At 56.4% G+C, this 22,997-nt stretch carries 24 protein-coding genes and 1 riboswitch; of the genes, 11 read left to right on the top strand and 13 right to left on the bottom strand.

The annotated features are described in order from the left end of the window. Positions 1-29: 29 nt before the first annotated feature. Together B1H56_RS10645 and B1H56_RS10650 are read right to left on the bottom strand one after the other, a co-directional pair. Positions 30-1,523 carry an L-fucose/L-arabinose isomerase family protein gene (locus B1H56_RS10645; protein ID WP_066519531.1) on the bottom strand — a complete coding sequence of 498 codons (1,494 nt, stop codon included), beginning with the start codon at positions 1,521-1,523 and terminating at the stop codon, positions 30-32. 36 nt (positions 1,524-1,559) lie between these two features. Continuing rightward, positions 1,560-2,180: a DUF4867 family protein gene (locus B1H56_RS10650; protein ID WP_066519538.1), complete on the bottom strand. Its 621-nt coding sequence runs from the start codon at positions 2,178-2,180 to the stop codon at positions 1,560-1,562. A gap of 219 nt (positions 2,181-2,399) precedes the next feature. Here B1H56_RS10650 and B1H56_RS10655 point away from each other — a divergent pair, with 219 nt between their 5' ends. The 3 genes from B1H56_RS10655 (at position 2,400) to B1H56_RS10665 (ending at position 4,282) form a co-directional block, all read left to right on the top strand. Next, a complete protein-coding gene (locus B1H56_RS10655) occupies positions 2,400-3,419 on the top strand; it encodes a LacI family DNA-binding transcriptional regulator (protein WP_066520027.1) in 1,020 nt (339 codons plus the stop codon). 298 nt (positions 3,420-3,717) lie between these two features. Then, complete coding sequence (locus B1H56_RS10660) at positions 3,718-4,062, top strand: PadR family transcriptional regulator (protein ID WP_066519539.1); 345 nt, start codon at positions 3,718-3,720, stop codon at positions 4,060-4,062. Beyond that, positions 4,049-4,282, top strand: coding sequence for a hypothetical protein (locus B1H56_RS10665; RefSeq protein ID WP_066519541.1), 234 nt, complete (start codon positions 4,049-4,051; stop codon positions 4,280-4,282). Before B1H56_RS10660 ends, B1H56_RS10665 begins: the two co-directional genes overlap by 14 nt. Here the strand turns inward: B1H56_RS10665 and B1H56_RS10670 are convergent. Together B1H56_RS10670 and B1H56_RS10675 are read right to left on the bottom strand one after the other, a co-directional pair. Beyond that, positions 4,227-4,796, bottom strand: coding sequence for a chromate transporter (locus B1H56_RS10670; protein ID WP_066519544.1), 570 nt, complete (start codon positions 4,794-4,796; stop codon positions 4,227-4,229). The two genes, B1H56_RS10665 and B1H56_RS10670, sit on opposite strands and share 56 nt — an antisense overlap. After that, positions 4,780-5,358, bottom strand: coding sequence for a chromate transporter (locus B1H56_RS10675; protein WP_066519547.1), 579 nt, complete (start codon positions 5,356-5,358; stop codon positions 4,780-4,782). The genes B1H56_RS10670 and B1H56_RS10675 overlap by 17 nt, the downstream gene beginning before the upstream one ends. An 88-nt stretch (positions 5,359-5,446) precedes the next feature. Here B1H56_RS10675 and B1H56_RS10680 point away from each other — a divergent pair, with 88 nt between their 5' ends. From B1H56_RS10680 to B1H56_RS10690, 3 genes are all read left to right on the top strand, one after another. Continuing rightward, complete coding sequence (locus B1H56_RS10680; RefSeq protein ID WP_066519549.1) at positions 5,447-6,328, top strand: LysR family transcriptional regulator; 882 nt, start codon at positions 5,447-5,449, stop codon at positions 6,326-6,328. Between the two features lie 126 nt (positions 6,329-6,454). Next, the gene (locus B1H56_RS10685; protein ID WP_066519552.1) at positions 6,455-7,318 is read left to right on the top strand and encodes an ATP-binding cassette domain-containing protein; all 864 of its coding nucleotides are present in this window, start codon (positions 6,455-6,457) and stop codon (positions 7,316-7,318) included. Next, the gene (locus tag B1H56_RS10690; RefSeq protein WP_066519554.1) at positions 7,315-8,097 is read left to right on the top strand and encodes an ABC transporter permease; all 783 of its coding nucleotides are present in this window, start codon (positions 7,315-7,317) and stop codon (positions 8,095-8,097) included. Before B1H56_RS10685 ends, B1H56_RS10690 begins: the two co-directional genes overlap by 4 nt. A 71-nt stretch (positions 8,098-8,168) precedes the next feature. On the opposite strand, the gene B1H56_RS10695 is transcribed toward B1H56_RS10690, so the two are convergent. Then, a complete protein-coding gene (locus B1H56_RS10695) occupies positions 8,169-8,585 on the bottom strand; it encodes a MerR family transcriptional regulator (protein ID WP_066519562.1) in 417 nt (138 codons plus the stop codon). Positions 8,586-8,708: 123 nt separating this feature from the next. Between B1H56_RS10695 and B1H56_RS10700 the strand changes: the two genes are divergently transcribed. Further along, a complete protein-coding gene (locus tag B1H56_RS10700; protein ID WP_082771100.1) occupies positions 8,709-9,557 on the top strand; it encodes an aldo/keto reductase in 849 nt (282 codons plus the stop codon). Between the two features lie 82 nt (positions 9,558-9,639). Here B1H56_RS10700 and B1H56_RS10705 read toward each other — a convergent pair whose 3' ends face one another. From B1H56_RS10705 to B1H56_RS10715, 3 genes are all read right to left on the bottom strand, one after another. Then, complete coding sequence (locus tag B1H56_RS10705) at positions 9,640-10,341, bottom strand: MIP family channel protein (protein ID WP_066519567.1); 702 nt, start codon at positions 10,339-10,341, stop codon at positions 9,640-9,642. A gap of 54 nt (positions 10,342-10,395) precedes the next feature. Further along, positions 10,396-10,668 (bottom strand): HU family DNA-binding protein, encoded by a 273-nt coding sequence (locus B1H56_RS10710; RefSeq protein ID WP_066519569.1) that lies wholly within the window; start codon positions 10,666-10,668, stop codon positions 10,396-10,398. A gap of 139 nt (positions 10,669-10,807) precedes the next feature. Continuing rightward, entirely contained in the window at positions 10,808-14,887 is a 4,080-nt protein-coding gene (locus B1H56_RS10715; RefSeq protein WP_207667488.1) for an MSCRAMM family protein, read from the bottom strand. Positions 14,888-15,013: 126 nt separating this feature from the next. Then, positions 15,014-15,097, bottom strand: a riboswitch (cyclic di-GMP riboswitch). 291 nt (positions 15,098-15,388) lie between these two features. Here B1H56_RS10715 and B1H56_RS10720 point away from each other — a divergent pair. The 4 genes from B1H56_RS10720 to B1H56_RS10735 all read left to right on the top strand — a co-directional run bounded on the left by B1H56_RS10720 (position 15,389) and on the right by B1H56_RS10735 (position 17,804). Next, positions 15,389-16,069, top strand: coding sequence for a TetR/AcrR family transcriptional regulator (locus B1H56_RS10720; RefSeq protein WP_066519573.1), 681 nt, complete (start codon positions 15,389-15,391; stop codon positions 16,067-16,069). Positions 16,070-16,082: 13 nt separating this feature from the next. Next, complete coding sequence (locus B1H56_RS10725) at positions 16,083-16,679, top strand: TetR/AcrR family transcriptional regulator (protein ID WP_066519575.1); 597 nt, start codon at positions 16,083-16,085, stop codon at positions 16,677-16,679. A 76-nt stretch (positions 16,680-16,755) separates the two neighbouring features. Further along, on the top strand, positions 16,756-17,517 hold the full coding sequence (locus tag B1H56_RS10730; protein WP_066519577.1) for an adenosylcobinamide-GDP ribazoletransferase: 762 nt from the start codon (positions 16,756-16,758) through the stop codon (positions 17,515-17,517). Continuing rightward, positions 17,514-17,804 carry a GIY-YIG nuclease family protein gene (locus tag B1H56_RS10735; protein WP_066519578.1) on the top strand — a complete coding sequence of 97 codons (291 nt, stop codon included), beginning with the start codon at positions 17,514-17,516 and terminating at the stop codon, positions 17,802-17,804. The genes B1H56_RS10730 and B1H56_RS10735 overlap by 4 nt, the downstream gene beginning before the upstream one ends. Before the next feature lie 291 nt (positions 17,805-18,095). On the opposite strand, the gene B1H56_RS10740 is transcribed toward B1H56_RS10735, so the two are convergent. The 5 genes from B1H56_RS10740 to B1H56_RS10760 are packed head-to-tail and all read right to left on the bottom strand — an operon-like array spanning position 18,096 to position 22,988. Beyond that, positions 18,096-18,512: a hypothetical protein gene (locus B1H56_RS10740; protein WP_066519581.1), complete on the bottom strand. Its 417-nt coding sequence runs from the start codon at positions 18,510-18,512 to the stop codon at positions 18,096-18,098. Positions 18,513-18,539: 27 nt separating this feature from the next. Continuing rightward, complete coding sequence (locus B1H56_RS10745) at positions 18,540-18,977, bottom strand: cell division protein SepF (RefSeq protein ID WP_066519583.1); 438 nt, start codon at positions 18,975-18,977, stop codon at positions 18,540-18,542. Between the two features lie 28 nt (positions 18,978-19,005). Continuing rightward, positions 19,006-20,190: a C40 family peptidase gene (locus B1H56_RS10750; RefSeq protein WP_121419002.1), complete on the bottom strand. Its 1,185-nt coding sequence runs from the start codon at positions 20,188-20,190 to the stop codon at positions 19,006-19,008. 58 nt (positions 20,191-20,248) lie between these two features. After that, positions 20,249-21,013 (bottom strand): class B sortase, encoded by a 765-nt coding sequence (srtB, locus tag B1H56_RS10755; RefSeq protein WP_066739862.1) that lies wholly within the window; start codon positions 21,011-21,013, stop codon positions 20,249-20,251. A 1-nt stretch (position 21,014) separates the two neighbouring features. Then, positions 21,015-22,988 (bottom strand): bacterial Ig-like domain-containing protein, encoded by a 1,974-nt coding sequence (locus B1H56_RS10760; RefSeq protein ID WP_162938996.1) that lies wholly within the window; start codon positions 22,986-22,988, stop codon positions 21,015-21,017. Between the last annotated feature and the right edge of the window lie 9 nt (positions 22,989-22,997).

Here is a 22,997-nt window from a genome sequence, read left to right on the forward strand (position 1 = left end):
CTGCCGCAGGCAGGGCTTCTTCTTTGCTTTTATTCGGCAAACGGATTTTCCGTCGGATACAGCATCCCTTTCGGCTGGTTGAACGCAATGTCGTCCACGCCAAGGTAATTGAAAATACTGAAAAGCGCTTTGCCGACATGGCCGAACGCGACCGCGCCGTGGTGCGGATAGTTCTTTTCGATCAGCACATGGCGGTAGAAGCGGCCCATTTCCGGAATGGCGAAGATACCGATGCCGCCGAACGAACGCGTCGCAACCGGAAGGACCTCGCCCTGCGCGATATAGCTGTGGAGCGTACCGTCTGCCGCACCGTGCAGGCGGAAGAAGGTAATCTGTCCCGCCGCGATATCGCCCTCGAGCGTGCCGCGCGTGAAATCCGGCTCGCCGCCGTTTTCAAGCAGGCGGTTCTGGATCAGCTGGTATTTCACCGCCGCGCCCTTTGCGAGCTTGCAGAACGGCGTATTCCCGCAATGGAAGCCCATGAACGTATCTTTCAGCGTATAATCGTATTTGCCCTTAATATCCTCTTCATAGATATCGCGCGGAACAGAGTTGTTGATGTCGAGCAGCGTAACCGCGTCGCCCGTGATACACGCGCCGATGTATTCCGAAAGCGCGCCGTAGATATCCACTTCGCACGCCACCGGGATTCCCCTTGAAGCAAGGCGGCTGTTCACATAGCAGGGTTCAAAGCCGAATTCCGACGGGAATGCCGGCCAGCATTTGTCCGCAAACGCGACATATTTGCGCGCGCCCCTGTTCTGCTCCGCCCAGTCGAGCAGCGTAAGCTCAAACTGCGCCATACGGGGCAGCAGGTCGGGATATTGGTTTCCTTCCATGCCAAGCTCGTTTGCCATATCCGCTACGACATCCGCGATGCGCGGATCGTCCTTGTGCGCGCGGTATGCCACCAGCAGGTCCAGCTCGGAATTTTCCTGTATCTCCACGCCAAGGTCATACAGCGGTTTGATCGGCGCGTTGCAGGCAAAGAAATCCTGCGGGCGCGGACCGAAGGTGATGATTTTGAGGTTCGCAAGACCGATCAGCACGCGCGCTACGGGAACGAAGTCCGCGATCATGTCCGCGATCTCCTCCGCGGTACCCACCGGATATTCCGGGATATACGCCTTGAGGTTCCGCAGGCCGAGGTTATATGAGCAGTTGAGCATGCCGCAGTATGCGTCGCCGCGTCCATTAATCAGGTCTTTGCCTGTCTCTTCGGCTGCCGCGGCATACATCACCGGGCCGTCGAAATATTTCGCGATCAGCGTCTCCGGCGTTTCCGGGCCGAAGTTGCCGAGGAATACGAGGAGCGCGTTGCAGCCGGCCGCCGTTACTTCTTCGACCGCCTTTTGCATATCGGTCTCGTTTTCCACCGTGGTTTTCGCTTCAAAAAGATCGATTCCCTTCTTTCCGCAAGCGTCCTTTACTGCCGCGCGGCGGCGTTCGGACAGCGAGATGACAAAGCAATCGCGGCTTACCGCGATCACGCCAAGCTTTACTTCAGGAATATTGTTACCCATTACTTTGACCTCCAAATAGTTTTTTGCTCGCATAATTTATAATGTAATATTTTCACCCGTAAGACCGATGAATGCACCGTCCTTTTCAAGACCGCTTTCCGGATGGGCAATTAGCCATTTATTCCGTGCGAAGAGCAGCGCCTCCTCACCTTCCCTGCCGGGTGTGAACGGCAGCGGTTCGTTTGTTTCCTTCGGCAGCACAATCGCTACGCGGAATTTTCCGCCGGAGCTGATCGGCGCATAATGCAGCGTGGTCGCGTATATTTCCACCGCCGTCCCCGCAGGCACAAGGAACGCTTCCATCTTAGACGTATCATACTCATAGGTGTCCGGGTCGATATCCTGCTGCATACCGATCAACAGGACCATATCCGTGCATGCGATGTTGATCTCGCTTGAACGGTGGTATTCCAGCGCGTTCAACGTATGGTTGTCCCCGTTGCAATAGCCGACCTGGACCGGCAGTCCGCCGTATACCGAATCGCGCAGCCTGCTGAATACACGGGTCGCCTCGAGCTGCGGAATGCTTGGCTCGTAAACCACCCCGTCCGGCGTCGGCGTGCTTTCCATCGCCTTCAAAAGTTCATCGAAATCAATCCCCTTGACGATCCTTCCGTATTTACGGAAAGCCGGCGAGGTGACCGCTTGAATTTCCATCGTGATTCCCCCCTTGAAATTCATTTTTGAGTTGCGTAGCTGTTTTGCTTGTGCACGAGCACACGTTTATTACTTTTAGAATACCATTGCATTTTGCTCCCGTCAATGCTTTTTTCTTTATTTTCAAAGGCTGTTGACAGGAAACGCGCAAAGCATTATCATAAAATCATATATTATGTGCTCGTGCACATAAAAATAGTATCTGGATTCGGAGCAATCATGGCTACAATTAAGCAAATTTCCGAACTGAGCGGCGTTTCCCGCGGCACGGTGGACCGCGTTCTCAACGGCCGCGGGCACGTTTCCCCGGAAAAAGAACGGCTGGTGCGCAGTATTGCCGAGCAGGTTGGCTATACGCCCAACCGCGCGGGCAAGGCGCTTGCCGCCCGTAAAAAATCATATATCATCGGCGTTCTTTTGGCGAGCGAGGGCAATCCTTTTTTCGGCGAGGTCATCCGCGGCGTACACGAAGCGGAACGCGAGCTTCACGACTATGGCGTTAAGGTGGTCCTGCGCACCCAGAAGGGTTATGACGTAGCAGCCCAGCTTGCGGCCATGGATGAAATGGGCGAGGACACGAACGCCCTGATTTTGAATCCTATCAACGACCCGGCGGTCGCGGAAAAAATCAACGCGCTTTCCGACCGCGGCGTGCAGATGTATACGCTCAACACGGATATCGAGGACTGCCGCCGCCTGTGCTATATAGGCAGCGACTATTTCGAAGGCGGACGCATCGCCTGCGGCATGCTTGGGCTTCTTACCGGCGGTGTGGCCAACGTGGGCATCCTCACGGGCTCGGTGCACATCCTTGGGCATAAACAGCGTATCAACGGCTTTTTAGACGTCATGTATAAAAAATATCCCAAGTTCCGCTTCCTGTCTATCATGGAGACGGAAGACGACGATATGATCGGTTTTGAAAGCACGCGCAGGATGCTCACGGAGTATCCCGAGATCGATACGATCTTCCTTGCCGCGGCAGGCGTATACGGCGTGTGCCGCGCTGTACAGTCCTTCCTGCCGGAACGCAGGCTGCACATCGTTTCGTTCGACCATATCCCGCAGACCGAGGAACTGATGCGTGCGGGGCTGATCCAGGCGACGATCTGCCAGCAGCCGTTTGCGCAGGGATATGAAGCGGTAAAGCTCGCATTCAATTCACTGATGAACGGTATGCCTCCTGCGGAGCAGCAGTTCATCGTTAAAAACGACATCCGTATTTTGGAAAACCTGTAAACGAAAACTGCCGAAAGGCGGCCAAGTCACACCGCAGCCTATTTGTTCGCTTTCTTGCTCTGCTTTGAAAACTCACTTTTGGCCGGAGTCCCCTTTTTACCCGCGCGGCAGTGCCGCGCTCGGTACTTATTGCCGATCCTTTATTATTTGTCTTTTTAGGCGTGCTCCTTACCGTTCTTTCTCCCTTGCTGCCTAACTCTTTACTTTCTGCTGTTTGTTTTTATATTTTTCTTGACATATATCGGCCGCCGATCTATTATTTATATATCGATAACCGATATATAAGGAGGATGGAGCAATGCCCGTTGACAGAAGCCTGCTGACCGGAAGCACTACGATGCTTGTTTTGAAGCTATTGGAAAATAAAGATATGTACGGATATGAAATGATCGAACAGCTTGGGAAGCGTTCCCAAAATATATTCTCCCTCAAGGCGGGGACTCTCTATCCCCTGCTGCACGGCCTTGAGAAAAAGGGTATGGTTCAGTCCTATGACCACGAAGCGTGGGGGCGGACACGTAAATATTACAAACTCACAAATGACGGACGCAGGCTGCTCGTGGAAAAGCGAAAAGAGTGGGATACCTTTTCCTCCGCGGTGGCAAGCGTACTGAAAGGCGGTGCTTTGTGTGAACAAGTATGACGATATCAAGCGGTATATCACGACCGTCTGCGAGCATATCCGGTGGAAAAAAGCCCGTCTTACGGCCGCGGACGAGCTGGAAACGCATATCCTCGACCAGCGCGGCGCACTGATCCTCACGGGCATGGAAAGCGACGCGGCTAAAGCGCCCAGCACCGCTTCCCTCACAGGCCGAACGCCCCGAACAAAAGCAGCCCTGCGCCGCCCGAAACGAGCATGACGAGCATCGGGCTCCATTTCCATTTGCGCAGCAAAACCAGCATGCCCGCAAAGATTCCCGCCGTGGCGAGGCTCACCTGCGTACCTTCCCCAAACCCGGAGGCTCCCGTGAGCGCGATCATCAAGATGGTGCACGCGGAAGCGGCGATCAGCCCGACCGACGTAGCGCGCAGTCCGGCAAGCACATCCGTCACGCCTTGAATGCCGCTGTATCTGCGGAACAGGTAATAAAGGATCGTTGCCATCAGAACGCCCGAAATCACGCAGCCAACCGTAGCCACCACCGCTCCGGGCAGGCCCGCGATGCGCGTGCCCACAAAGGTAGACGTATTGACCGCAATGGGGCCGGGCGTCATCTGCGAAATGGTCAGGATATCCGTCAGCTCTCCATATGTCAGCCAATGTTGCGTTTCCACGATATATTCCTGAATCAGCGGAATCGTAGCATAACCCCCGCCGAAGCTGAACAGCCCCACCTGGAGGAAGTTCCCAAAGAGGTTAAACAGCAGCTCCATCGCGTTTCCTCCTTCTTGAGACAAGGCCCGCGGCAAGGGATACCGCCGCGCTTCCCACGATCACGAACACTACGTTGACCTGCAGGAAAAACACGAGTACAAACGATGCGGGCAGCAGAATGTTCAGCAGGCGGTTCTTCTCCCGGAAGACCGCGCGCCCCATGTCAAGCACCACATCCACAACCAGCGCACACACCCCCGCTTCCATGCCCCTGAGGACCGCGCGGACGATCTGGTTTTCACTGAACGCGGCATAAAAAAACGAGATCGCCGTCAGGATGATAAGCGGAGGGATGACCGCGCCGACACAGCCGATCAGGACGCCCTTTTTGCCCGCCACGCGGTAACCCGTGACCGCCGCGAGGTTGACCGCGATGGCCCCGGGGGAGGATTGTGCGCACGCTGCGAGATCCATCAATTCCTTTTCGTCGAACAGGCCTTTTTTCTGTACATAATATTTACGGATCATAGGGACGACGACATAGCCGCCCCCGAAGGTGAAGGCGCTGATAAATAAATTGATTCCAAACAGCCATAAAAGAGATACTTTCTTTTGTTCCATACCTCTATTATATGGATTGCATCTCCATAAATAAAATGCTATTATTTTATTTATTTCATTACTATATAGTAATATATTTGGAGGAGCTATGAACCTGCGGCAGCTTTCTATTTTCTGCGCCGTGTGCGAGGAAATGAGTTTTACCCGGGCCGCGAAGCGGCTGTATATGACCCAGCCCGCGGTATCACATGTGATCGCCGGGCTTGAACGGGAAACCGGATGCGTGTTGTTTGACCGTATTTCCCGCGGCATCCATCTCACGGGTGCGGGCCGGGCGTTTTATGAAAAGGCCGCGCGCATCGTGGAGCTTATGGGCGACCTTGAGCGCAGCCCGGGAGAGCTCGATTTCGCGTCTCCGCTGCGCATCGGCTCGAGCATCACCATTGCCAACGTATTTTTGCCGGATATCCTGCATGCTTTTTCCGCATCCTTCGCCACGCCCGTCTCCGTCGGCGTGGATACCGCCCGCCATAATACGGAGAGGCTGCTCGCCAATGAGATCGATGCCGCGCTGATTGAAGGCGCGGTGACGGACAGCCGCCTCGTCGCGCGGCCGTTTTCCTCTTTCACCATTGCCGCCGTATGCGCGCCCTCCTATCCGGGGCCGCGTTCCGTTTCTCCCACTGCCCTCATGCGCGAAACTTTGCTGCTGCGGGAAAAGGGCAGCTCTGTGCGCGAGCTGTTCGACAGCGCGATGATGCTGCACGGCCTCGTTGCGAAACCCGCGTGGACGAGCGTGGATTCACAGGCGCTCGTTGCCGCGGCCAAAAGCGGCCTTGGCGTCAGTATCCTTCCCGAAGTGCTCATCGAAAGAGAGCTTGCGGCAGGCGAGCTTAAGCGCGTCCATATCCGCGGGATGCAGCTCAAAAATATAAATTACACCGTTTACCATAAAGATAAATACCTTTCACCGCCCCTCGCCGGATTCCTTGAGATCGCCGGAAGAAGCAAAGGCGGCGCCCGCAGGTAAATTGTATGCGTATGCATCCTATCCTCTCTTTTCCACCGCTTACCCGGTAAAAAAAGCGCCTCGCCGAAAATAGATAGACGGCGCTTTTTTTGCGCCCTATACTGGGGGGAAAGGAGAGTGATACCTATGCTGGCCATCGACAGGTTGCAGGTGCGGTACGGAAAACAGACCGCCCTCCTTGTAGAGCGCCCGCTTGTGATCGGCGCGGGCGACCGGATCGGCGTCATCGGCTCGAACGGCGCGGGAAAAACTACGCTTTTAAAAGCGGTGCTCGGCCTCGTGCCATACCATGGCCGCATCCGCACGAGGCTGCGTCCGGAAGACATTTCCGTGCATATGCAGCAAAATAGTTATGTCGGCACGGTGCCTGTGAAACATATTATGTCGGCCATCCTCAATACCGATGTAAAAACAGATAAAAAATTACGCGGCCTGGTTGATTTTTTTGAATTCCAGGGCTGCATGAGCAAAAAATATACGGCGCTGTCCGGCGGGCAGAAGCAGCGCCTGACCATTATTTTAGTGCTGTATCAGGACGCGCCCCTGACTTTTTTTGATGAAGTGACCTCTGGCCTCGATTTTGAGACGCGGCAGAAGCTGATGGAAAAAATGCGCGCATGGTACGCCGGAAAGGAAAACGCCCTTGTGGTCGTTTCACATTATTACGACGAGCTGGAACGCCTTGCAGACAAGCTGCTGATTTTAAACCGCGGGCATGTGGCGGCGTTCGGCAGAACGGAGGAGCTGTTCCGCCGCTACTGCGGGCGGGCCGTCGTCACCATTCCCGCAAACGGGAAAAACCGCGCGCTGGCCGCACGCCTGAAAACGATCGCCGCGCCCGGACACCTGCTCGCTTTCCCCTGTACGGACGAAGCGGAGGAGTCACGGCTCACGTCGCTCTTCATCAGGGAAAATATCGACTACCGGCGAAGCGGCACGGATATCGAGATTCTCTGTAGCAACGTACTTTCAGGAGGTGGACCGTTATGAAGAGATTGACCCTGCGGTTTGTGGGCTATGAGCTGCGCAATGCGGCGGGAAACTGGTTTTCCGTCTTCTTCGGGGTGGCGTTTCCCATCCTGATGTCGCTGCTCATCTCAAAGGCGTTTGCGGGCGAAATGCCCGTGGAGGCCGTCCCCTCTTTTGAAACGGGCGTCTTTATTTCCATGAGCCTGATCGTGCCTATGGCAACGCTTTTGATCGGTTATGCCGCAAACTATTCGCAGGAGCTTGAAAAGGAGGTTCCCCTGCGGCTGCGGCTGTTCGGCTGCCCTGAGGGCATTCTGCTCGGAGCCAAGATGCTCGCAAACCTCATTTTCATGACGGCCGCGCTTGCCATTTATACGGCTGCCGATCTCCTGCTCCTGCGCATCGAGCCGCCCGCCGCGGAAAGCGTCCTTTTGCTGGTCTCTTCCATCTACCTGCTCGCGTTGATCCTGTTTATGCTGGCGCACGGCATTGCCACGCTGTTTGGCAAATTCGGCCCGGCCTACGCCGTCACTATGACACTGTATTTCGGCTTCATGATCGTTTGCGGCCTGATGGGCGTACCGGTGGAACGCCTGCCTGCGGGCGTGCAGTCCGCTGCCAGCGCGCTCCCGATGACCTATATCGGCAATGACTTCGCCGGGTTCTGGCAAGGCGGTTCCTACGATTTCGGTCCGCTCATCCTGTCCTTTGTAATACTTGGCTCAATCTCCTTCGCCGTGCTCCTCCTTGGGCTGTGGAAACGGCGCAGGAGGGGATTCCCCCGGAATATCCCCCGGTGATAAAAGAAACTGTCCCGCAAGGCCATGCGGACAGCTTCTTTTCGTTCACAGAATAAACTATGCGCGCAGCCTCAGCAGGCCTTCCGCGTTTTTTTTGCCCATTTTCCCGGATTTGTGTCGTCCGGGATGCTGCGGCTCGCAACCGCCGCATAATGCTCCGCCTTCTTCTCGAGGTAGCGGAGCCGCTGCTCTGCCTCTCGGAGCTGTATCTCTGCAGCGGCCTTTTGCTCGAGGATAATCTTCTGCCGCCGCTCGATGGTCGCGTCCCCTTCAAGGCACAGGTCCACATATTCCTTAATGGAATCGATGGGCATCCCGCACGCTTTCAGGCACTTTACGCCCGTAAACCAATTGAGCGCCTCTTCGTCGAACGACCGGTTATTATTTTTGTCGCGTTTTACACAGGGAATCAGCCCCCGGTCCGTATAATACCGCACAGTGTGCTCGGACAGCCCGGCCAGTGCGGCGATCTCTTTTACCGTATACAAAAATGTCTCCTCCTTTTAAAAAAGCCCTTGACTTCGAGTAACTCTAAGGTGTTACCCTGAGTATATCATAAAAAAGCGTTCCGCACAAAGCGGATATGCTTGAACAAAAGGAGGTTTCATACGATGCAGACCGTAACGCTCAATAATGGTATCACGATGCCCCTCCTCGGATTTGGGGTCTATCAGGCAGAGCCAAAGGAATGCGAAGAGGCGGTGCTGGCCGCGCTTGAAACGGGCTACCGTTCCATCGATACGGCCGCAGCCTACATGAACGAGGAGGCCGTAGGCCGGGCAGTGAAAAAAAGCGGCATCCCCCGCGAAGAACTTTTTATCACCACGAAGCTCTGGATTCAGGACGCCGGCTATGAAAGCACCAAAAAGGCGTTTTCAAGGTCCCTCGAGCGCCTCGGCCTTGACTTTCTCGACCTGTACCTCATCCACCAGCCGTTCGGCGACTATTACGGTTCCTGGCGGGCAATGGAGGAGCTTTACAGGGAAGGACGGATCCGCGCGATCGGCGTGAGCAATTTCTATCCCGACCGCCTTACGGACCTCATCATGCACAATGAGGTTGTGCCCGCCGTGAACCAGATTGAGACCCATCCTTTTTTTCAGCGTACGGAATACCAAGCGCTGATGAGGGAAAAGGGCGTGCAGATCGAGTCCTGGGGTCCGTTTGCCGAGGGCAGGAACGGCTTTTTCCAAAACGCGGTGCTGGTGGAGCTCGGTAAAAAATACGGAAAATCCGCGGCGCAGGTGGCGCTGCGCTGGCTTACCCAGCGCGGCGTGGTGTGTATTCCAAAGTCGGTGCATAAAGAACGCATCGCGGAAAACTTCAATATCTTCGATTTTTCGCTGACAGGGGAAGATATGAAGAAGATCGCCGCGCTCGACACGGGAAAAAGCTGTTTTCTCGACCACACCGATCCCGAGGTGGCCGGGTGGCTCGGAAGCGCCGTATATGATATCTGACCGCCGCCCGCTGCGGAAAGGAAGGCAGAAAAAAAGCAGGCACCCTGCGTTTTTCGCATGGTACCTGCTTTTTGTTTCTTCTTTATGCAAGCTGTTCCTTCTTGCTTTTTATGAGGAACACCCACACGAGCGCCGCAAGCGCCGCGCCGACAAGCGGGGCCGCGATGAACAGCCAGACCTGCTCCAGCGCCTGCCCGCCCATAAAGATCGCCGGGGCAAGGCTCCGCGCCGGGTTTACGGACGTACCCGTCAGCGGGATGCCCATGATGTGCACAAATGCCAGCGTAAGGCCGATCACAACGCCCGCGACTGAACCCATCTTTTCCGAGGCAGTCACCCCCATGGCCGTCAGCACGAACACAAACGTCAGGATCACTTCCACGAGGAACGCGCCGCCCATGGAAAGACCGACCGACGACGCTTCCCCGAAGCCGTTCTGTCCAAGGCCCGTCGCCGCGATACCGCCGAGGTCAGCGTTGTTTACGATGGCCATCAGCACTGCGCTTGCAGCGATTGCGCCAAGCACCTGCCCGATTACATAGCCCACGAAATCCTTGCCGCTCATGCGCTTGGAAATCAGCATCGCAAAGGATACCGCCGGGTTGATGTGGCAGCCCGAAACGTTCCCGATGCAATATGCCATCGCAACGATGGAAAGACCGAACGCAAGCGCGATGCCCACGATCCCGGTCACGCCGCCGATGCCGCCCGAAAGCGCCGCCGTACCGCAGCCGAATAATACCAGCACAAACGTACCGATAAATTCCGCAACATACTTCTTCATAAATAATACCTCCGATTAATTGATTATATGAATGAATGTAATTAGGAAGCTTTTTTACCTGACCGCATCCTTAAGCAGCTTCCCCGCCTTGAATGCGGGAAGCTTTACCTCCGGCATACGGATTGTTTCCCCAGTCCTCGGATTCTTGCCGTTGCGCGCCGCGCGGCTCCTTACCTCGAATGCGCCAAACCCCATCAGCTGCACTTTTCCGTCTGCGGCAAGCGTTTCCCTGATCTCTTCAAGGATCGCGTCCGTCACGGTTTCGACATCCCTTTTCATAATTCCCGTTTTTTCCGCCACTTTACCCACCAGTTCTTTTTTGTTCATCTGTTCTTCCCCTTTCAATAGACAACGGAAACCCTGCCTTCGCGCTTTGCAAAAGCTCCCGTTTGTATACATTGGTTACTGCTTTATGAGTATTATTTTAGGTTCATGAAAAGCAAAAGTCAATATACACTGGTAGCTTTCATGAAAATCTTTTTCCTTTCCGCAGGGAGTGCAGCGCCCATCCTGCCGCGCTTGCAGACAGGGCCGCGAGCAGCGGCAGCGGAGTGGCCTCCGCGTCCCCCGTTTGTGGGGCGCGGGTATTTTTTCCGGCCTCCCGGATCCCTTCCCCGCCCCGCGGCGGCGCTTGCCCGGGGTCTTCCGCCGTTCCTCCGTTTTGGCCGGGCTGCCTGTTGTTGATAACCAGAACCGACTGGAGCGCACCATCCGTCTTTACGGAAAAAGAAATCGGCTGCGCCGCCTCATAGCCTGCGGGCGGCGAAAGCTCACGTACCGTGTAGGAAGCGCCCGCCTCCAGCCTGCCGGTAAAAGTTTTTGCCTCCGTCCCGCTCACCCATGTTTCCACAACGTTGCCCCGCGCATCCTCGAGCGAAAGCCGCGCGCCCGGAAGGAGCTGCCCTGTTTCATCTGTTTTGAGGACTTCCACCTTTGTGGGATCGTTCAGCACCGTGCCAACGGCCGATATTCCCGAAGCACTGTCGAAGGAGGCGCTTCCAGCGGGGTTCACCGTGATTGCATACCGCCTTCCGATATCCGCGAGATACCCCGCCGCCGCGTGTGTTTCGCACAGAAAATATTCGTCCCACGGCAATCCGTCAAGGATCAATCTGCCGTCTTCTCCCGTGTAAAGGCCGGTTCCATCCACGCCGCATCCCACATAGGTATAGACGCCGGCAGAACCGGAAAACTCAACGGGAACGCCGTCCGGCACAGCGCCGTCCATCGTGCGGTAAAGCGCGAATACCGTCCCGCCGATACCTGCGGAAGGATCCTCTTTGCTCGCCTTGCGTATCTGCACCGTGGCCGCCGTGCGGCGTTCGGGTACGGGCTGGGAAGCCACGCGGGACGGATCGTAGGTGTCCGCCGAGGTGGTGAACGTATAGACCTCCGGATCGCATACGTAGCCGTCCGGCGCCGTAATTTCACGGATATCATAGGCCGTATTCTGTTCGAGACCCCAGAACATGATCTTGCCTTCCGAATCCGTGATCCCGGTCTTAAGCGGTACGCCGCCTGCTCCTCCCCGGGGGAACAGGCCGTAAACCGCACCCGGCACGGGTACGGCTTCCCCTGCGTCGGCGTCATATTTATAAATCTGGTGCGCGGCCTTCCATGTCAGATTCGCCCACGCGTTCTCGCCGGCCATTTGCAGAGCATAGTCTTCCGCGAGGGGCGAACCTCCGGAAAGAAGCGCCGCGTCGTTTTTCACATTCATATCCGTGAGCGTCCCGGTGATGTTCGTCCGGTAGCGGAGCGTATACGCCCTGCCGTCCTGCGGCGGGGTCACCTTCATGGTGGACGAGCCGTCCGCATGCGCCGCGACGTCCACTCGGTAGCCTGTCTTCGGGACCTTCGCGCCTGTTCCCGTCACCGTACCCCCGGTATGTGCGCTTACGTAAAGTTCGACCGAATCGTAATCAAATTCCATCCCTGCCAGCACCGTATCCTCTACCGCGCAATAGCCGAGCGCGGCCCCGTTGGGGTTGAAGCGGACTTCCCACAATATGTTCGCGGGAATGCCGTCCCCGTCGTACCCGAGGCTTTTTTTATCGATCAGCTTGTTTGCAAACGCATCCTGCGCCGCGGGCTGCGCGGCCGATACAGAAAATGTCTTTTGCGGGCAGGTAAACTCGTCCGCCGCCGCCGTCGCGGTATTCCCGGTAATAATTTTCACGTTGCGGGCCAGGAACGCATCCTTGTTTTTCAGCTCCATATAAATATGGATACGGTATTTTTTTTGCAGCTCGCCGAGCGGCACATGCAGCAGGCCGTTTTCAAAGGTTGTTTTCCCTTCGCCGATTCCGTAGCCCTGCATGCTGTCGATTCCGTCCGTAACGTTCTCCACGCGGAATTTTTCGGCTGCGAACTCCCAGTCCGGCATGGGGAATTCATCCGTGATATCGTTTCCGGCCAGGTCGTTAATGCGCGTGGCCTCATTATATCCGGCCAGGTCGTCGCTCACGGTCACGCCGCCGAGGTTCGTCCCGTCGCCGTTTACGGTCACTGCATAGTGCATGTATCCCCTGTTTTCTCCGTCGTCAAACTCATAAGCCGCGGTTTTCGCAAGAATGTGGTTGGCGATCCATTTGTCTGCCGTATCCGTTGCGCCGTAGGAGGTTTCCCCCGCCGTAACGGAAAGGCTTGCGCTGTTGCTGTATTTATGCGCGATCCCATTTTCGGAAAAATAATTCAGGGCGCGCGTGCGGTATTCGATTGTAATATTGTCGATATAGTCTTCGGCCGTATCTTCCGCGGCCCCAAAGGTGAAGGTAATTTCTTTTCCGTTCACGCCCAATATGCCTTTGACTTCTTCGGGCGTAAGCTCCTGCGCGCCTTCGGGCCGCGCGGCATTGCGGATTACGGCGCTTCCTTCCACAAATTCCTGGTCGTCCGGGATTCTGTCCGCAACAACGGCCTGGTCGTAACGCTCCATCCGCGCGGAGGGTTTGATGCTCCAGCGAAGCTCACCGGCGGCATAATCGAACGCACCCGCGGTCTTTGCCACATGGACCGTATTGAATGCGGAGGAGACCGGGCCGACCCTTCCCTGCACCACATAGGGTTCGTCTCCGTCCCCAAAGGGCAGCCGCCCTTCCAGCGACGCGCTGTTTTCAAGCGTGGGAGATGCGCCGGTACCCACCCCGTTTTCTACCAGCGTCTCAAAGTGAAGGGTATATTTTCCGTTGATATCGCCCAGATAAACCACAAAGTGATTGTCGCTGTCAAGCGTAGCATAGGGCGTGCCCGGCAGCGGCGTGGGATTTACGGGAAGCTTTATTGCTTTCCCGCTGCCTATCTTTAACGTGGGCGACGCCTCGTCCAGTTTAAGGTCGGCGGAAAGCGTATCCCGTATGACTGCCCCGAGGATGGTATTCGGGGTGGGATTATCGTTCACTGTGATCGTCCAGCCCATCTTGTTGGCACTCACCTGTTCGCCCGTTTTATCGATCCTGCCCATAGGCACCGTCACTTCACCCACCGCCGTCCACTCAGCGTCCTGCGGCGGCGCAGCCGCGCCGTTTGACAGCTCCGCAGTGTTGGCCACGCGGGGAAGGGCAGCCTGACCGGCCGCCGTAAAGACGTCTTTTGTCACCTGTGTCACCACGCGAAGCGTTTGCGGCGCTTTGTCGTCCGCCCCGAAGGTATACGAAAACCCCTCCGCCGCAAAATCCGCGAGGAGTTCATAAGCGCCGTTTTTCTCGATCTCCGCAGAAACGAAGGACTGTCCCTCACCCGCCGTATCCGTCACCTTATAGCCCGCGAGGGACGCCCCGGGCGTTTTAGTTCCGACCTTTACCGTCCACGCGACCCGCCCGGTCTGCGGGTCGTATTCGCCTGTTTTCTCTACGCCGTCCGGTACGGATACCTTGGGGAAAAGCACTTCCACTCCCGTATCCCCCGACGGCGTCTTTTGCAGGGGGATGCCCACGCTTGTAGTGCTTCCCTGGCTCAGCACGCCGTTTTCCAGCATAAAATCGAGCAGGCAGCCGCCCGTGATGTCCATTGCGCCGGGGTTCCCGACGATTTCCCCGAAGGTCGCCGTCAGCACGCCGTCACGAATCTCATAGGTGGCGACAACCTGCCCGCCGCCTGTCATCTCCTTGGGTCCGGCGGTATCGCCTACCGTGAAGGCCGCCGGGAATTCAAAGCGGAACGTATCTCCCGGCGCGACGGACCGCTCATCCGCGTTTTTGAGGATACTGAAATCAAGGCGCAGCCGCAGCCCCCTGATATCTTCCGCTTTTACGCCCGAAAGATCGAATATCCCGTCCTTTTTCAAAACAGCGGCCGCTTCTCCCGCAGCATTCACATACCAAAACTCCGGGATGCTGAGGCCAAGCTGGTCAATGTCGTCGGTTTCGTCCTTCGGCGCATCCGGGGATGCGGCAAAGCCGCTGGTCTTAAATCCCGCAAGTTCCGGTCCTGCCGGGGCTTCCGGTTCCTCCGTCCGTGTTTCGGCCGCAACCGGCTCCTGCGAGGGACCGCTCCCGGCCGGCTCCTGCGCGTACGCGGCGCACGCCCCCGCAAAAACAGCGCACATAAGGAACAGGCAAACACCTTTCTTCAGCAGCCGCGGCCTCTTTTCTCCCGATCGCATCATTTTCCTCTTTCCGTTCCCTTTTCTGCCGATGGAACAAATTTGGACCGTTTCTTTTGAGCAGGCTCAAAAGGCAATCGGCTGCCGTGCTGCAAGCAGTTTAGGCCCCTGACTTTGCGTCGCCGTATTTCTACGGTTTTGCCCTGATCGCGCCGCATGCCTCTTCCGTTTCCGCGGGAGAATCCCTTATAGCGCATTCTTATACTTTTCTAAAAATGTATTATATCGGATCGCTCTTCCATTTTCAATATACAATGGTAACTTTTTTATCGTTCCCCGTCGTTCCCTCCCTGCGCCCATCCGTCCGTCCCGGTTGTCTCCCATGTAGAAAACGCAAGCTCTGTAGCCATTTTCGTTGATGATTTGGATTGTAACTTGCAGGCGAATATTGTATAATATAAAATTAACTGACCAAGGATTATCTGAATGGACGGGAGGCTTGTTTTGAAAAGCCGTGACACGAAAAAAGGATCATTACGTGACGAACTGATCCGGGCCGGGCTCGATTTCTTAAATGAGCACACCATGGACGAGTTTACTATGCGTAAAATGGCCGAACTGTGCCATGTAACCCCGCACGCGATTTATAATCATTTCCGGAATAAAGACGAATTCCTGAGCGCGGTCGGCGACCGGATTGAAAAAATGATTTCCGAATACTGTATGGACGCCCTATCAAGGGATTCCGCTGATTTTGCCGTCAAAATGAACCGGTTTGCCCAGGCATACCTGGTACTTTTTGAAAAATATCCGCACCACTTTCAAATATTGCTGAACCAGAACAGGGATCCCTACTACCTGATCGAATCCGACGGAAAAGAACTCTCTTACCTGGTGAAATATGCGGGAATGCCGAACCTGAAGGCATTGAATAAGCTCAGTACCCTTCCCGCCCCGCTCCTGAAGGGGATACTTAAGGTGGGAAAGGTAATGGAACATATCAAAAAGACTCCGCCCGGCCCTCCCGGGAAAAAACAAGAGTCTTCGGTGACGGAGGGGCAGATTCTGCTGCTCTGCTTTATTAACGGCCTGCAATACGCCCTGCACAGCGGATTCCTGCCGAAGGAAGGCCGTGACGAGGCGACGCTTTCCATGCTCCGCCTGCTGCTTGGCAGAATTCTATGAAAGGAGCGTCCCGATGGCTGCAAAGCGAACAAAAAGCCTCAAAGACCGCCTGATCGACGCGACGATCCGCGGGATCGAAAAAGTCGGCGTGGAGAACCTTTCCCTGCGCAAAATAGCCGCAGACTGCGGCGTGACGCACGCCACGGCCTATAAATATTTTGAAAACAAACAGGACCTGATCTCTGTATGCTGCGGCCGTATCGCCGTGCGGGTTCAAGCCTATCTCGCCCGTTCTATGCACGATGCGCCCGAACCTTATGTCGCGATGTGCAAATCCTATCTCCGTTACATGGTCAGGCACCCGCAGTTCCATGCCCTGCTTCACATGTCGCCGCTGACAAAGCAGGCCGGAGACCCGGTCATCCGGGCGCTGCCCGGCAGCCGTTACGCAGCCCAGTCGGAGATGATCCGGGATTTCCTTGGCCGCTGCGGCGTGCCTGCGGAAGAACAGTTTTCCCTCATACAGCTGATTTCCATCCTGCTGAACGGACTGATCGCCGTTCTCACCAGCCGGACAGCGGTTTACCAGGGAGACGACGTCTCAGAGCTGGTCGACGTGTTCGTGTTCGGTCCGCTCGGCCTCCATCCAAAGAACCTGCCGGGCGTGTGAGCCGCACGCCCTTTTTTTTTTGCGCCGCCAATGGTATGATGGAGTGAGAATTCCCGCAAAAGAAAGGCTTCCTGCCATGAAATCAGCGCTCGGCGGTCTTGCGACTGCATTTTCAATGTATTCCATATTGCCTATGCCCCAGCTTGGCTGGAGCCCGTCCACCATGAAATACGCCATGTGCTTTTTCCCGCTGGTTGGCGTGCTTTGCGGCATGGCTGCGTGGCTGTGGATATGGTTGTGCGGCGCTGCGGGTTTTGGTCCCGTGCTGTTTGCCGCCGTACTGACGCTGCTGCCCGTCATCCTGTCGGGCGGCATCCACCTCGACGGCCTGATCGATACGGGAGATGCGCTGGGTTCGCACCAAAGCCCGCAGCGCCGGCTGGATATCCTCAAAGATCCGCATGTGGGCGCGTTCGGCATAATCTTCTGTGCGGCCTGCCTCCTGCTTACTTTTGGCTTTGCCGTACAATTTTCCGCAAATCCTTCTGCGCCACTGGTGCTGTGCCTCGGCTATGTGCTCGCGCGCGGATACGCTTCATTTGCCATCGTCTCCTTGCGCCTCGCACGCAGCACCGGCCTTGCGCATGCCTTTGCGGACGGCGCAGACAGGAAGGCCGTGCGGGCGGTGAGCGTCGTGTGGACCGCCGCAGCCTCGGCCGCAATGATCCTGGCTGCTCCTCTCGCAGGGACCGCCGCAGCCTCGGCCGCCTTCCTGTGGTTCCTGATCTTCCGACACATCTGTTACGGCAAATTCGGCGGGCTGACCGGCGACCTTGCCGGGTTCCTGCTCTGTGTGACGGAGCTTATCGTGCTTGCGTGCGCGGCGGTGGCGGGATGAAGGGAATTTGCGTTTATATGCTTTTATGTGCGGACGGCACGCTATATACCGGCTGGACCAACGACATTGCCAGGCGCTTTGCTGCCCACCAGTCCGGCGCGGGCGCGAAATATACCAAACCCCGCCGTCCCGTGCGGCTCGCTTATGTCGAACCGGCTGCGACAAAGCAGGCCGCCATGAAGCGCGAATACGCAATCAAGCGCCTGTCCCGCAAGGAAAAGCTTGCACTGGCGGACGCGTGGGCAAGAAAGGACTGGCGCAAAGACGGCCCTGCGGGAGGAAACTAAACGGCCCTGCTGCAACAGGCGCCCCTGCGTCCGTTTTTTGTCTCCTGGTTCTATACGGCGGCTAATTATTCCCCATCCGCGAAGCTGCATATCTGCGTGGCCACGCTGCTTCCGTGCGCCGGAAGCCGTGTTTTTCACAGGACCCGGCGGTCTTTTCCCCCGCATGATGTTGATATAAAGGGATTTCCCATGCCATGTCCGCCGCTCCGGCAGGGCAGTCCTTTGCGCATATAAAAAGCTCCTGCCCCCTTGGGCAAGAGCTTTCGTCTTGTTTTGCTTTGCTGGCGCGCCTTATCCAACGACTTGGTAGGTGATGACCGTTTCCTGTCCGTCCACGAAATAGAAATCGATCAGGAGCGCTTTCCCATCGTCCGTCTGTTTCCCAATCTGGTAAGACTGCCCGGTTCCGTCGTTCTGCACCTCCTGCGTTACTATGAACCCGTCTTCGTTTACCAGCTTCGCAAGATAATTGTTGATGTCCTCTACGGTCACTTCGCCGTTGCCGTAGGTCACTATGGTTTTTTCGCCGTCAGTCCCCGTGCTCTTGGACGTTCCCGTAATCGGCCGCTCCCCTGCGACGGAATACAGCGTGACGACTTTCTGTCCTCCTACTTCGACAGTTTCCGCCGTCTGCGGCATACAGCCCGTAGCCACTGCAAGCATGGCCGCCACAAGGACCATCATGACCAACATTTTCCTTTTCTTCATACTCCTGTTCCTTTCCTCCCTGATCTATTACCAATTCAATTTCGTTTTTGCATCAAAATTCCCGCCGTCCGTTTCAACTTCTACCTCCGCGGGCACGGCAATGAAAAGGGTAGGCGTCACCCAGTTGATCTGTCCTTTCAGGGCATAGGCCGCCCCGCCTACAAAATCGGCGATGCGCTGTGCCGTTCCGTTTTCCAGTCCATCTACATTGACGACGGCCTGCCTGCCGTATTCGAGGTCCATCGCGATCTCCCGGGCGTCTTCATATTCCTTTGGCTCGTAGATGAGAATCTTCGTTTCCCCGTCGTACATACGGATAATTTTGCCCTTTTCCTTTTTCCCGGAACGTACGCGCTCCCGCGGCCCTGCCTGAACCGTCTCCTCATAACCGCCTTCGCCGTATGCGGCGGCTGGTGCTTCCTCAAATCCGATTGCGTTTAAAAACCTGTTGCCAAACCTTCCCATATACGTTCTCCTTGCTTGATTTAATCCGTCAGTTGACTGTCCACCCATTGAGGATCGCTCCTTCATAGGCCTGTTCTTCCGTCAACATTAACGGTAACCCGTTTGGCGCGGTTGAAACCTTGATTTTCGCTTCTTCCTGCTGATTGTGAGCGGTTTCCCGCCCGTCCAGATACGCCAGGCGGCGGACATAACAAAAGCCCGAGCCTTCAAGGGAACTAATAACGACATTGTTTTTGGAGGAAGAGCAGTGGGCCACAAGCGTCGCCCCTTCCTCGTCTGTGCCGACGAGAATGCCGACATGATTGATCCCCGCATCCTGCGGGTTTTTATAAAATACGATATCTCCCGGCTGTGCTTCTTCCCATGGGATCTCATAGGAATGCGCCCACTGGCCCGCCGTACCGTAGCCAATTTGATTGGTCAGGCCGGCCTTGTCAAACGGCCATGCCGGATTTTGCTGCGCGGTAAAGGATTCCTCCGCATTGAGCATGCACCAGAGCACGTATCCGCTGCAATCCAGGCCGTAGGACCGGATGGTCCCCGTCTGGCTGCTGCCCGCGCTGCCCACGACCGCGTCGTTACCCCAGCGTACATCCCAGCCGCTCGCCGTGCTTTTGCCGCCCCAGAAATAATTTACCCTGCCCACGAGAGAGTATGCTTTGAGGACGATCTCCCGGCGGTAAGGGCCGAGGCCGGCCGGCAGGTTTTTTTCGATCTTCTCCAGCTGCTTTTCCGTAAGTGCCAGCGTATCGTCATTCCCCTTTGCGGAAATATCCGAGAGAAAAACGGCGGGAACGTCATAGCCCGGTGTTTCATCCCGGCTGCCTTCCGCAGGAGCAAGCGCCTGCGTTTCGTCCTGCGGCGCGGGTGCATCCGGCTGCCGCTCTGCCGGGGGTTCCTCCGGTTCCGGCTGTGCCGTCTCTGCCGGAACGTTTTCTGCAGGCAAAGAGGGCTCCGGGGCGTTCGATTCAGCCGCGGATGGGGTGGGTTCCGGCGTTTCGGACGCCTCCGGGGCGGAAGTGGGCAGCGTGGGTTCCGGATTTGGTTCCACGGATGGCTCTTCCGCCGACGGTTCCTGCACCGCCGGTTCAGCTGCAGCTGCCGGCTGGCTTTCTTCCGCCGACGGTTCCTGCGCCGCCACCGTCACCGCCATAGCCAGCATCATAATTCCTGCCACCACGACTGCCAGTATCCCCCTAAACTTTTTCTTCATTGCTTTCACAAAATTTACCTTGACCTTTCTTAATCTTTTTTATCCATGCTGCCGGCCGTCAAATTTCCGACAGCTTCCCCACCACCGCATAGCGGGCATTTTTAAAATCGTATGTACAGGTGACCATTGTCACGATCCTGTCCCCCGCGCCGACGGTTACGTCAGAGGAAAAAGTCGATTTGCTTTTTGCTTCCGCCGCGAAGCTCTGGAGGGCTTCGTCGTCCGGGTTAAACTCAATGTCGTTCGCCGTGCCGTCCACTACATATCCCGCAAACAAGTCGATGCGGTAAGTCCTTCCCTGCGTGTACAGGAAAAGGTGGGGATGCCCGTTATAATAGTCCTGGTCTTTATATCCTTCCAGACTGGCGAACATTTTGCCGCTCTTCATGTGGTGCCCGTACAAAACCGAGTTTTTATCCGAAAAATCCGCAGAGTTCCGGTAATCAAGGAAGATCGCCCCAACTTTATTGTCCGTCCCGTCGTACAGGTGGGTGAGGTAGTAACTGTTGTCCGTGCCCTGCATCACAGGATAGTCGATCACCGTGTCTTCGGAATAGATCCACGCCACCGCACCGCCGGAAATCCGGCGCAGCTCTGCAACGTCGATCCTACCGGCCGCAGCGTCTTCCGCGGATATCTGCCCGGTTTCCGCATCCTGCTTCACCACAGCGTCCTGCAGGCTGCCGTATAGTTGGTCGCCCTGCGCGTATTCCTTTGTCTGTGTGTAAATCGCAGCCCCGGCATAGAGCATTACGCAGATGCACGCTATGATCCCAATCCAGAGCCATGCGCCTTTTTTTGATTTTCTTTCGTGTCTTGCCATTCTACTCCTGTTTTTTCACTATGCGGCGCATCCGCACCGCCAGCATGACCGCAAGCGCCTTGCCAAGAAGCGTATTCCTTATTTTGCGGAATATACCGCCCTTAAGGAGAACCGCCGCGCCGTCTTGTATGCCAATCTCGTTTTTCTTCGCCATTTGCGCCAGAAGCAGGAACATTGCCAGCGCCGCCGCAAAGAACAGAACCGTCATTGCCGCCACAGTATCCTGTGCTCCTGTTTGCGGCATGGAACCGTCACTGCCTGAGCCATTCGTATTTGTTTCGGGCGTATCCGTCGCCGTGCCCGTTGTACTGCCGCCATCCGGTCCGGAATCCGGCCCGGGTGCGGGCGCGGGGGTCGGCTCCGGCGCAGGCGCCGTTTTCACGTTTACCGTGATGGGCAGCACTGCCGTATGCCCATCGTGCGTGACAATAATCTGATTCTCGCTGACCGTGAGCGCACCATCCGGCGTATGGGTATATTCATGGTCGGCAAGCTCCCTTGTGCTGCCGTCTGAATACTTCGCCGTCACCTTCATTCCCGTCCGGTCAAAGGCTTCCCCCACCGTGTATTCCGTCTTTGTTGGCTGTGCCGTGATCTCGATGCTGGCAAGGACGGGCGCGGGCGCGTTCACCGTAATATCGAACGCCGCCGTCTTCCGCACTCCGCCTTCCTCATAGGTGACGGTGACGGGTTTCGTCCCCGCCGTCCCCATGTCCGGGGCCGAAAGCGTATACTCTCCGGGGGCAAGGACCTTGTCCGCCCCGCCCTCTGAGTACTTCGCCGTCACACCCAGCCCGGCCGGGTCAAAGGCTTCCCCCACCGTGTATTCCGTCTTTGTTGGCTGTGCCGTGATCTCGATGCTGGCAAGGACGGGCGCGGGCGCGTTCACCGTAATATCGAACGCCGCCGTCTTCCGCACTCCGCCTTCCTCATAGGTGACGGTGATCTGGCTCACGCCCGCCGTGAGCGCCCCCGCCGGACTGCAGGTATACCCTGTGACCACTTTGCTCGAACCGTTGGAATAGGTCGCTTCCACGACCATCCCCGCTGTTTCAAAGCTTTCGCCCTCGGTATAAACAGTTTTTAATGGCGGCGTCTTCACCGTGATGCCACTCAGTGTCACTGCTGCGGAACCGGTTTTTGTCAGGTTCACATAGTAGGTACCCGCCTCGGTCAGCGGGTCCCCCTGGTTATACGGATATTCGCCCACCGTATCGTTTTTCAACGGATCGCCGAAGGTAACCGTATATCCTTCCGGTACGCCGCTCACAATAAGCTTTTTCGATCTTGCGATGAGGATGTTGTCGAACCATCCGTTAAAGCTGTTTTCCGCGTTGAGTGTTTCCGTATTTTTCGACGTATTGTACTGCGTTTGCGAAGGCGTCCAGTCCGTATAGGAATTTTGCGGTCCCTTATCCATCAGCGTAACCGTAATGGATGCTCCCGCCGGTGCGGAGGTCTCGTTCCCACCTGTGTCGAACCAGACCGCAACAACGTCCGGATACATAAGCGCGGGGCTCCAGTCGCCCAGCGCAAAGGGCGAAATGCTTTCCACCCCCGGCACCGCCAGCGGCGTTCCCGGCGACAGGTCCGGGCTATACAGCTCAAACGTGGATTCGTCCGTTTGTTCTTTTATGCCAAGGGTTCCCGTTTCATCCTCCGGATCGCCCTCTCCGGGTTCCGGCGTTCCGGAGGGCTCTGGTCCTTCGGATCTCTCCGCCTCTTCTTCACCGCTTCCCCCGGCATTTGGTTCCGGCGCTTCTTGCACCGGATCCTCCTGCGTTTCGGGTCCGCCTGATTCCTCTCCGTCCGTATCGGAAACAGAAGCCTGTTCTATCGTCGTTATTTCCTCCGCGGCCGCTTCGTTGCCTTCCATCGCAACGGTTGGAACCGTCATTCCAACCATAACGGCAATCGCGGCTACAATTGTAATGATCCGCTTAAATCCCTTGCTTACTTTTCCGCTGTTATCCATAATCCTCTT

This window comes from Christensenella minuta (genome assembly GCF_003628755.1).
GTDB classification, from domain to species: Bacteria; Bacillota; Clostridia; order Christensenellales; family Christensenellaceae; genus Christensenella; species Christensenella minuta.

What these genes read in the sequence shown, in the direction of transcription:
- B1H56_RS10645 (WP_066519531.1), bottom strand. Translation starts at nt 1,523, where the DNA reads ATGGGTAACAATATTCCTGAAGTAAAGCTTGGCGTGATCGCGGTAAGC.
- B1H56_RS10650 (WP_066519538.1), bottom strand. Translation starts at nt 2,180, where the DNA reads ATGGAAATTCAAGCGGTCACCTCGCCGGCTTTCCGTAAATACGGAAGG.
- B1H56_RS10655 (WP_066520027.1), top strand. Translation starts at nt 2,400, where the DNA reads ATGGCTACAATTAAGCAAATTTCCGAACTGAGCGGCGTTTCCCGCGGC.
- B1H56_RS10660 (WP_066519539.1), top strand. Translation starts at nt 3,718, where the DNA reads ATGCCCGTTGACAGAAGCCTGCTGACCGGAAGCACTACGATGCTTGTT.
- B1H56_RS10670 (WP_066519544.1), bottom strand. Translation starts at nt 4,796, where the DNA reads ATGGAGCTGCTGTTTAACCTCTTTGGGAACTTCCTCCAGGTGGGGCTG.
- B1H56_RS10675 (WP_066519547.1), bottom strand. Translation starts at nt 5,358, where the DNA reads ATGGAACAAAAGAAAGTATCTCTTTTATGGCTGTTTGGAATCAATTTA.
- B1H56_RS10680 (WP_066519549.1), top strand. Translation starts at nt 5,447, where the DNA reads ATGAACCTGCGGCAGCTTTCTATTTTCTGCGCCGTGTGCGAGGAAATG.
- B1H56_RS10685 (WP_066519552.1), top strand. Translation starts at nt 6,455, where the DNA reads ATGCTGGCCATCGACAGGTTGCAGGTGCGGTACGGAAAACAGACCGCC.
- B1H56_RS10690 (WP_066519554.1), top strand. Translation starts at nt 7,315, where the DNA reads ATGAAGAGATTGACCCTGCGGTTTGTGGGCTATGAGCTGCGCAATGCG.
- B1H56_RS10700 (WP_082771100.1), top strand. Translation starts at nt 8,709, where the DNA reads ATGCAGACCGTAACGCTCAATAATGGTATCACGATGCCCCTCCTCGGA.
- B1H56_RS10705 (WP_066519567.1), bottom strand. Translation starts at nt 10,341, where the DNA reads ATGAAGAAGTATGTTGCGGAATTTATCGGTACGTTTGTGCTGGTATTA.
- B1H56_RS10710 (WP_066519569.1), bottom strand. Translation starts at nt 10,668, where the DNA reads ATGAACAAAAAAGAACTGGTGGGTAAAGTGGCGGAAAAAACGGGAATT.
- B1H56_RS10715 (WP_207667488.1), bottom strand. Translation starts at nt 14,887, where the DNA reads ATGTGCGCTGTTTTTGCGGGGGCGTGCGCCGCGTACGCGCAGGAGCCG.
- B1H56_RS10725 (WP_066519575.1), top strand. Translation starts at nt 16,083, where the DNA reads ATGGCTGCAAAGCGAACAAAAAGCCTCAAAGACCGCCTGATCGACGCG.
- B1H56_RS10730 (WP_066519577.1), top strand. Translation starts at nt 16,756, where the DNA reads ATGAAATCAGCGCTCGGCGGTCTTGCGACTGCATTTTCAATGTATTCC.
- B1H56_RS10735 (WP_066519578.1), top strand. Translation starts at nt 17,514, where the DNA reads ATGAAGGGAATTTGCGTTTATATGCTTTTATGTGCGGACGGCACGCTA.
- B1H56_RS10740 (WP_066519581.1), bottom strand. Translation starts at nt 18,512, where the DNA reads ATGAAGAAAAGGAAAATGTTGGTCATGATGGTCCTTGTGGCGGCCATG.
- B1H56_RS10745 (WP_066519583.1), bottom strand. Translation starts at nt 18,977, where the DNA reads ATGGGAAGGTTTGGCAACAGGTTTTTAAACGCAATCGGATTTGAGGAA.
- B1H56_RS10750 (WP_121419002.1), bottom strand. Translation starts at nt 20,190, where the DNA reads ATGAAGAAAAAGTTTAGGGGGATACTGGCAGTCGTGGTGGCAGGAATT.
- srtB (WP_066739862.1), bottom strand. Translation starts at nt 21,013, where the DNA reads ATGGCAAGACACGAAAGAAAATCAAAAAAAGGCGCATGGCTCTGGATT.
- B1H56_RS10760 (WP_162938996.1), bottom strand. Translation starts at nt 22,988, where the DNA reads ATGGATAACAGCGGAAAAGTAAGCAAGGGATTTAAGCGGATCATTACA.